Origin of the sequence: Subtercola boreus (assembly GCF_003399635.1) — a bacterium.
Taxonomy (GTDB): Bacteria; Actinomycetota; Actinomycetes; order Actinomycetales; family Microbacteriaceae; genus Subtercola; species Subtercola boreus_B.
Genome location: NZ_NBXB01000052.1, coordinates 1 through 9,180, shown reverse-complemented (window position 1 = coordinate 9,180; position 9,180 = coordinate 1). Strand labels below are relative to the sequence as shown.

Annotated in this window: 6 protein-coding genes and 1 pseudogene; 2 read left to right on the top strand and 5 right to left on the bottom strand. The window is 60.9% G+C overall.

Features of this window, described 5'->3' with window-relative positions; translation table 11 throughout:
- Positions 1-124 precede the first annotated feature (124 nt).
- From B7R22_RS18015 to B7R22_RS17995, 5 genes and pseudogenes are all read right to left on the bottom strand, one after another.
- A pseudogene (locus B7R22_RS18015) lies at positions 125-1,129 on the bottom strand (IS30 family transposase); the annotation flags it as partial.
- Between the two features lie 149 nt (positions 1,130-1,278).
- Positions 1,279-1,866: a hypothetical protein gene (locus B7R22_RS19355; protein ID WP_172582545.1), complete on the bottom strand. Its 588-nt coding sequence runs from the start codon at positions 1,864-1,866 to the stop codon at positions 1,279-1,281.
- 23 nt (positions 1,867-1,889) lie between these two features.
- The gene (gene lgt / locus B7R22_RS18005; RefSeq protein ID WP_116413072.1) at positions 1,890-2,801 is read right to left on the bottom strand and encodes a prolipoprotein diacylglyceryl transferase; all 912 of its coding nucleotides are present in this window, start codon (positions 2,799-2,801) and stop codon (positions 1,890-1,892) included.
- Between the two features lie 111 nt (positions 2,802-2,912).
- The gene (locus B7R22_RS18000; protein WP_116413071.1) at positions 2,913-4,337 is read right to left on the bottom strand and encodes an ABC transporter permease; all 1,425 of its coding nucleotides are present in this window, start codon (positions 4,335-4,337) and stop codon (positions 2,913-2,915) included.
- Positions 4,338-4,367: 30 nt separating this feature from the next.
- Positions 4,368-6,563 (bottom strand): MMPL family transporter, encoded by a 2,196-nt coding sequence (locus B7R22_RS17995; RefSeq protein ID WP_116413075.1) that lies wholly within the window; start codon positions 6,561-6,563, stop codon positions 4,368-4,370.
- A 133-nt stretch (positions 6,564-6,696) separates the two neighbouring features.
- Between B7R22_RS17995 and B7R22_RS17990 the strand changes: the two genes are divergently transcribed.
- Together B7R22_RS17990 and B7R22_RS17985 are read left to right on the top strand one after the other, a co-directional pair.
- Positions 6,697-7,374: a response regulator transcription factor gene (locus tag B7R22_RS17990; protein ID WP_116413070.1), complete on the top strand. Its 678-nt coding sequence runs from the start codon at positions 6,697-6,699 to the stop codon at positions 7,372-7,374.
- Positions 7,375-7,493: 119 nt separating this feature from the next.
- The gene (locus tag B7R22_RS17985; protein ID WP_172582543.1) at positions 7,494-8,777 is read left to right on the top strand and encodes a sensor histidine kinase; all 1,284 of its coding nucleotides are present in this window, start codon (positions 7,494-7,496) and stop codon (positions 8,775-8,777) included.
- The last annotated feature ends 403 nt before the right edge of the window (positions 8,778-9,180 follow it).

The following is a 9,180-nucleotide window of genomic DNA, read 5'->3' as shown; positions in this document are numbered from 1 at the left end:
CCCCTGCTCGAACAACGCGACAGCCGAAACGGCGTCTGAGTGACTCAACGTGCTTTTCGAATACATCTGAATACTCCCTGAAGAAGGAACCCTAAATTCGGTGTCCAACTATCGGGGACCACTCCAGAAGACCGTTGGTGTTTTCGTTTGATCCGCGCTGCCAGGGTGAGTGGGGGTCGCAGAAGTAGATCGCCATCTCGGTCGCGAGGGTGACTTCTTTGTGTTTGGCCATTTCGGTTCCCTGGTCCCAGGTCAGGGATCGCCGCAGGTGCGCCGGCAGGGTTTGAATCGTGCTGATGAGCCCGTCTCGCACGTTTTCGGCGCTGTGGCCGTCTGGGAGGTGGACCAGCATCACGAACCGGGTCGAGCGTTCGACGAGGGTCCCGATGGCTGATTTACTTTTCGTGCCCACGATCAGGTCCCCTTCCCAGTGGCCGGGTATCGCGCGATCTTCCGCTTCCGCGGGTCGCTCGCTGATCATGATCTTGTCCCGGATCTTTCCCTTCGACAGGGCGGGCTGCCCGCGGAATTTCCGGGCTACCCGCCCGGTCCGCAGGTGTCTGTGAAGGTCGGCCCGCAGCTGGCCGCGGCCCTGAACGAAGAGGGACTGGTAGATGGTCTCGTGCGACACCTGCATCTCCTCCCTGCCAGCGAAGACCCGTCGGAGGTCGTCGCTTATCTGCTGTGGAGACCAATTCTTCACCAAGCGCGCTTCGACAGCGGCAGCGAGCACGAGATCGTCAAGCCTGCCAGCCTTCGGTCTTCGCGCCCTTTCTTCCGCGCGTTTCTGTGCTGCGTGGGGCCGATACGCCAACGTGTTCGCGCGGCCGTTGCGGCGCAGCTCACGGGAGATCGTGCTCGGTGCGCGGTGAAGCTCGCGGGCGATTGCTCTGACACCAGTACCGCTGAGGCGAAGATCAGCGATTACCAACCGATCGTCTTGAGTGAGGTAGCGACCGGATCCCACGATCTTTCGAGCAGGTATCTGCCCACCGGCAGCTTTGATCCAACGGTAACCCTGACGTCTGTCCACGCCGATAGCTTCGCACGCAGCACCAGTCGACATCCTCAACCGAATCAGGTCCCAATATCGTGCCTGTCGCTCTCGTCCCTCTTTATTCGCACCCATCGCAACAACCTCAAATCAATAGGTGTTGCGACGACCCATTGAAACCGCCTTTACCTTTTCGAGACGCTTTAGCGATCGAGCGGTGGACTAGGTTCTCGACTATCGCGCGCTAACCGCGCTACCACGTTCAGCCAGATCTGACACAACTGTTAGGCGACAATCGGTCTGTTTGCAGTACTTACCTCGTGGCTCCGCGTTATATCGCGCAGCATGTCATGAGTAGTCCGTAGGTCAGATGGCTGCGCTGGCGGCGCATCGTGATCGGCGTCGTTCAGCACTCGGGCCAAGGTCTGCCATTGACCTGGCTCATTCGGCTTCACGACGTGTGGATTTACCAGCGGGCGCAGGAATGCAAGATTTCGGTTGTCGCAATCTGACAGCGCTGCACCTACGTCGTCGCGTCGCCTGTGGCGCTGAAAGCGTGGATTGATCTCTTCGTAGAATTCCTCACCATCAAACACGGACTCGCGTTCGCGATGACCTCCGACGCCAGCGACTTCGGAGCTCTTCATACTTATTTCCTGGACAGGCTCGTCCCCGCGTGCACTCAACTGCTCGAGGACGGTATCGACGCCGGCCTGCTTCGAACCGACGTCGAAGGGGCGCTTCTCCTCCGTGCTGTCGGCAACCTCTGTATCAAGGCCAGTACGACCTTGACCACGAAACCGCCACCATGGTGCATGTGTTCCTCGACGGCCAGACAGTCCGATCGATGCCCGAACAGGCGCGACTTGCATGCACACCGTGTAGCTGGTCTCAGCTAATCAGGATTCCCACGGCGACCGCGGTCCGGCTCGTGTACTACGTCGCCGAAGAGCACCTCGTCGTTCTTTGTTTTCTTGACGTAGGCGGATTCTGGGAATGGAAGGCGTCGCCGTCGTTGGATGAGGAGCAAGATCGCGCCCGCCATGGCGAGAAGGAGCGCGGTGACGATGTTTGCCTTCAGGCCGAAGATGGTGAATTCGGTCGGATCAAGGCGTAGCCATTCGAAGAATGTTCGACCTGACCCATACCAGATGAGGTATAGGGCGAGAGTTTCACCGTGGTGGAGTTGCGCGCGACGCTCGATATAGACGATCAGGAACGCGCCGGCGACGTTCCAGATCATTTCGTATAAGAAGAGCGGGTGAAATAGGGTGCCGTCAGGGAGTCCCAGGGGGTAGGCGATATTTGAGGTTTCGATCTGCAAGCCCCACGGGAGGCTGGTAGGTCCGCCGAATAGCTCATGGTTGAAGTAGTTGCCGAATCGGCCGAAGGCTTGGGCGAGCAGGAGCCCCGGGGCGAGGGCATCCGCGAAAGCCCAGAATCTGACGCCACTTCGTCTACAGGCGATATATGCGCCAACTGAACCGAACAGGATCCCACCGAAGATCGCAAGCCCACCCTCCCAAATGTAGAGCGACTTCAGAAGATCGGCGCCTGGGTAGAAGTAGTCGGTCGGATGACTGATCACGTGATAAATCCGGGCTCCGATGATGCCGGACGGGACGGCCCAGAGTGCGATGTCGATGACTGTGCCTTTTGCAGCACCGCGGGCGGCGAGTCGACGCTGGGTCAACCAGACCGCGATCCCGATGCCGATCATGATGCAGAGGGCATAGAAGTGGATCGTTAGGGGGCCGAGGGCGAACTCACTGATTGGGGGGCTCGGGATGTAGGCAGGGACCGTCAATTCGTCTGATTTCCGCGCCTATCAGCGGCGAACGAGGATGGCCAAGGAATGAGCGAGTTCGCTAACGGGATCCCCACAATGAGACCCAATAGTCGTGGGCCCAATCGATCGCTAGTCAACGGACGCGGCCAGCACGGGAGGTACTTGGGTGGCGCGCCGGGCGGGCGCGAGTGAGGCGATGATCGCGAGGATCGCGGCGGCACCGATGACGGCTGCAAGGAGCCAGACGGGGAAGGAGAGCCAGAAGTAGCCGCCGACATGGTGGTCGGAGGAGAGGGCGGTCAAGGCCCCCGCCCAGCCGTAGATTGTGCCTAACACGAGGCCGCAGATGACTCCGGTTATGGTGAGTTGGATACTTTCGCTGAAGATCATCCAGCGAACTTGCGTCCTGGTCAGGCCGAGGGCTCGAAGCAGACCGATTTCGCGTCGCCGTTGGAGGACGCTGAGGGATAGTGCGTTGATCAGACCGACGGCTGAGATCGCGAGGGAGAACCCGATCAGGATGCCGATGACGCCCAGGACGAGGCCGAGGAACGGTGAGACGTTTTCTTGAGCTGCAGAGGGGAGGCTGTTCACGATCCGGGTTGAGACGTCGAAGTAGGTTTGCCCAGCAACCGCGAACATGGTTACGAGGGTCACCCCGATAACCAGTCCGATCGTTGACCGCGCGCTCCGGGCAGGGTAGCGGAGTGCGTTGGCCGCGGCGAGTTTCGCTGCCGCGGATCCGCCGAGTAGCCGGCCAACCTGGTTCATGATTGGTGGCAGGAATGCGCTGGCACCTGCGACGAAGCCGAGGAAGCTCGCCGCACCACCGAGGAACGCGACGATGAGTCCGTAGGGCGTGAAGTACCCGATACCTACCCCAGACAGTAGTATCACGAACCCGCCAACGAGCAGCCAGGTGATCAGGGGCCGCCGTTTCAGCGCTGCCTCCTGCAGGTCGCCGAGAGCGGGCTCCCGCGCACGGCCGAGCGCTTGGATCGGTGACACTGAGACGATGCCGCTGGTGCCGATCCATCCCGCGACGCCGGTACTGGCTGCGCCGATCAGAATCGGGAAGATCAGTTCCCACGGGAAAAAGTTCGTGCTGAGCGGCAAGAACACCCCCGTTTGGATGAGTGCGCCACTGACGGCGGCCGCCAGCGCCGCGCCTAGGGCGGTACCGAGTAGGGCACCAACAGTGCCGACGATGATGCTTTCAACACAGACAGCGCGGCGTAGAGTCTCCGACGATGCCCCGATCAGCCGGAACAAGGCGATACGTTTCGCGCGCCCTGCGATGACGATCGTGAACGTGTTGGCGGTGACGATGATGGCCACAAACGTGGCGACGGCTACGAAAATGATGCCAAGCACCCCGAGCACCAGCGGAACGTACGGGTGTACGTAAAACCCGCCGCCAGAGGACTGGGTTGTCAGCATCACCTCAGCCTCGATCAGCATTGTGCCAAGTAGCGCGCCCAGCAAAGCGACGATGACCGTTGCGACGTGTTGTGAGCGGTTGTCGCGGAGTTCGCGAAGGGCCATACGGATCATTCAGTCATCCTGTCTGTCGGCCTAAGGGGATCACGGTTCGAGGTGGGGAAGGAATTTGTCGAGCCATTTCGGGGTCCACCAGTTCGCTTTGCCGAATAGCTGCATCGCGGTGGGTACGATGACCAGTCGCACGATGGTCGCGTCGATGAGCACGCTGATGCCAAGTCCGAGGCCGAGCATCTTGATGGTGGCGCTTGGCATGATCACGAAGGAGAAGAACACGCAGGCCATGATGACGGCGGCGCAGGTGATGATTCGTCCGGTCACTGTGAGGCCGTGTGCGATGCTCACCGAATTCAATCCGGTCTTGAGCCAGGACTCTCGTATTCGTGACAGCAGGAAAACTTCGTAGTCCATTGAGAGCCCGAAGATGATGGCGAACATCAGCATCGGCACGAACGAGACAATGGGGATGCCTTGCGGGATTCCGAGCAGCGATGACCCCCAGCCCCACTGAAAAACGGCGACCAGGATGCCGTACGAGGCTGCGATCGAGAGCAAGTTGATGAGTCCGGCCTTCAGCGCAAGAACGGGCGAACGGAAGGTCAGCAGGATGAGCAGTATTGCTGCTGCTACAACGACGAGGAGCACGATCGGCAGACTTGCTCCGACGGCACTTTGTAAGGCGAGGTTGCTGGCCGCTGACCCGGTCACGTATCCAATGGCTCCCGAACCGGCAAGTGCTGTTGGTAGCACGGCCTGGTTGAGGGTGGTGATGAGCGTTGAAGTTGCCGAATCGGTTGCGCCTGTGCTGGGGATGATTTTCCCGACGAGTAGCGCCTTGTCGGGGGTCGGCGCGAATGCTGTCACTGACGCGACCCCTGCTGTACCGCTGAGTGCGCTCTGCAGGGTCGTCGCGGTCTGGCTGAGTTGGGCATCCGTTTGGCCGGCGGCGTTGACTACCACAGTGAGTGGAGACTGATAGCCGGCACCGAAGCCGCGATCGATCGTCTCGGAGGCCACCCGTTCGGTAGAGGTCACCGGGAGGGCTCGAACACCGGGGCTGCCGATCTGGAGCGAGAGGGTCGGTACCGCGAGAACGAGGAGGAGGAGCAGCGCTGAAGTCAGGTAGACGACGGGGTGCCGACCGATGGCCCGGGCGTAGCGGTTCCAGCCCGACGACTCCCCGGACGGTTCGGCGATCGGAGTACGACGCACCTTCAGTTTGTCGATGCGCTTACCGGCGATGCCGAGCATTGCAGGTACCAGCGTGATCGCCGCGAGTGCGGCTACGGTTACGGTGATGCTGGCGGAGATGCCCAGTTGACCGATGTAGAAGATGCCCGAAGCGTAGAGGCCAGCGAGCGAAATGACGACCGTTGTTGCTGCGATGACGATCGCGCGGCCGCTGGAGGCGACGGTGCGGCCAACTGCTTCGCGCGGATCGAGTCCGTCGAGGATCAGCTGCCGGAATCGGGTGGTGAGGAAGAGCGCATAGTCGATCCCGATGCCGAGCCCCATCATGAGCGCAATGGTGGGTCCCTCGTTCGGAAACTGGTACCACGCGCTGAAGATGCCAAGCGTCGCGACTCCGGCAAAGACACCGATCACGGCCGAGAGAACGGGTACGAGCGTTGCGAGTACGCTGCCGAACGCGAACAGCAGAATGAGCACAGCTACTCCGATGCCGATGAGTTCCGCGGTGGAGTTCGTTGACGGTTGGGCGGCAGTAGCGAGGTCGCCCCCGTAATCGACGGCGACGCCGCTGCTTCGGGCACCGGTCATGGCTTGGTCGGTCGACGTGGCTGTTGACTGGTCAAGCGCGGTTACCGACGTGTCGTATGTGATTGTCGCGACAGCTACGCGGCCGTCGGGCGATACGACGGAGAGCGGATCGCTGACCGATGCGACGGTGGCCGTCGATCGGAGCGCCGTGATTGAGCTTTCAATGGCAGCGGTGCTGTCGGTCAGCGACCCGTTCGAGACATGGAAGACGATCTCGCCCGAGGGGGCATTCGGATTTACGGGAGCACTGGAGCCGGAAGAAGTGTGTGTCGCGAGCAGGTCGGCGCCGATCTGCGCCGGTGAGTTCGGCAACGAGAACTGGGCGTTGAACGATCCCCCGAGCGCTGAGCTGGCGAGGGTGGTTCCGACAAGAACGATTATCCAGGCGGTGACGACAATCCAGCCGAACCGGGCGCACCATTCGCCGAGCCGGGCGAAGAGCGGTTTGCGGGGAGGTTCATCCGGCGCCCACGGCGCAACTGGTTTTTCGAGAAGTGTCATGATGAGCACAGTAGGGACCGGTAGCTGACGCTATTCTTTCTCCGCCTGTGCGTTGCCTGAGCGCCCTGCGGGGCAGCAGGGGGCACACATCATCTGTAAGCCGTCTGCAATGAAGTTGGGGGATGCTTGAGGGATGCGCGTGCTGGTGGTCGAAGATGAACAGGCGATGTCGGCGTCACTTTCGTGGGGGTTGCAAGCCGAGGGGTATGTCGTCGACATTGCAGAAAACGGTGTCGACGGGCTCTGGAAAGCCGAGGAGTTCCCGCACGATGTCATCGTGCTGGATGTGATGCTCCCGGGCATCGACGGTTATCAGGTCTGTCGCCGGTTGCGAGAGATGGGTATCTGGACCCCAGTTCTGATGCTCACAGCGATGGACGACGATCTCGATCACGCGGAGGGCCTCGACAGCGGCGCAGACGCATACCTAGCGAAACCATTCGCTTACCCTGTTCTGCTCGCTCACCTGCGTGCGCTGACCCGTCGAACGCTAGGCAACCGGCCAACGCGGCTCACCGCTGCAGGGTTGACCTTCGATCCCTCCAGTCGATCGGTTCAGCGAGATGGTCACATCATCGAGCTAACGAGCCGAGAGCTGGCGGTGCTCGAATATCTGATGCGCCGCAAAGGAGTGGTGGTGTCGAAGAATGAACTTCTCGACCACTGCTGGGATACTGCGTACGAAGGAGGCCCTGCGGTGGTGGAAGTGCTTGTGCATCGGCTGCGTCGCAAAATCGACGTGTCTGAGCAGATTCCGAGCATCCAGACCCTACGCGGGGAAGGGTACCTGATTCAGAACGACGCAACATGAGCGGGAACGGCAGACCGCGCCCGTCCCGACTGGTACGCATCTGGCGGGGTCGAACTTCGCTTAGGACGCGCGTTGCCCTGATAGCCGGGGTCGCTATCACCTGCGCTATCGTCGGCGGAATGTCTCTGCTGTACGTGCTGCAGACCAACTCGGTACGCCAGAACCTCGACAGCGAGCTTCGCACCTATGCCGCAGAAATTGCGCAGACCGGAGAAGGAGGAACGTGGCCCTCCCCCCTACCCCAGTCCACGCTCGACCCCGCGGCCGAAGCCCAAGTCATCGCCGCAGACGGAACAGTGCTCGCCTCCACTCGAACACTCGCAGGGCTGCCGGCTGTTTACGCTCTCCCCATCGCAAGCAATCAGCCGGTAAGACAACCCGCGGCAAATTCGACCATTCCCGCTTCCGCCATCGTCGTCGGCACGCACGCAAACGTCGGGGGCGCTTCCGTCAGCATCATCACCGGTACCGATACCGGTTTGCTTGATGCGATGACCTCGGAGTTTGGTCGGCACGTGCTCATTGGTTTGCCGATTATCCTCGTCCTCTCGATGGTGGCAGTCTGGCTGATCGTCGGCCGTGCGCTTCGACCTGTCGACGTGATCCGCCGATCCGTCGATGACATCACCTCGGAAGACCTTTCCAGGCGCGTTCCTGAGCCTCGGATCCGCGACGAGATCGGCCAACTCGCCGCGACAATGAATGAGATGCTCGCGCGGCTCGAGCGCTCGACGTCTCGGCAACGGCGATTCGTCGCTGACGCATCGCACGAGCTGCGAAGCCCCCTCGCCGCGATCCGCACGACCTTGGAAGTTGGGCTCGCACATCCCGACATCGCGCCGTGGCCCATCATCGCTGCGCGTGCGGCCGAACAATCCGAACGGCTCGAGACACTCATCCAGCAGCTGCTGCTGCTTGCTAAATCCGACGAGGGAAAGCTCACCGATGGTTCGCGGGAGATCGATATCGGCAAGCTCCTCAACCGAGTACTCGCGAGTTCAGATACCGGTCCCATCAGTGTGCACACCGACCTCGCCGAGGAACTCACTGTCCAAGGAAACCCTCAGCACCTCGAACGGATGTTCCGCAACATCATTGAGAACGCGATCCGCCACACCACAACGGCCGTGACGATCACGGCGCAACACGGGGTTGGGTCTATTGTGGTCGAAATAGCCGACGATGGGCCGGGAATCGCTTCCCCGGACCATGGTCGCGTGTTCGAACGATTCGTTCGACTTGACACTAGCCGCGATAGGTCCAGCGGCAACTCCGGCCTCGGTCTGGCAATCGCCGCAGACATTACTCGGGCACACGGAGGGTCGATCAGCGTCTTGGATGCTCCAGTCCACGGGGCACTTTTCGTCGTTGTTCTGCCTGTTAGGCGCACTCCCACTACCTGAAGGATTCGCATACGTATGGGCTCGCGGTTCTGGTTGTGTCAGTCTGAATTGGCCCCGGGATGTTGATCTAACGTGGCCCCACGTTGACAAAATCACGGTTCCGATATATCGGATCAACACAGAAACAAATGCCCACTTGCGATCAGCCAGGCATCCATCCAAAGCTACGGCGTACTCCGCGGCCCTTCGGTTTGCGCAGAGACGCACCCGACGTCGGGCAAGATTCGCGAAGAAACGTCCGCTAAGCAAATCAACGGATCAGGCACGCCCAGGAAAAGTAGTGCCCCTTACAGTGGTGTAGCCCCGGTGGCTGGCCTCGTCTTGGACGGGGGCGCGGTCACCGTGGTGTTCCTTCGAGGAAATTCCTACATCCCACTCGAAAGGCATCAACACGATGACCGCT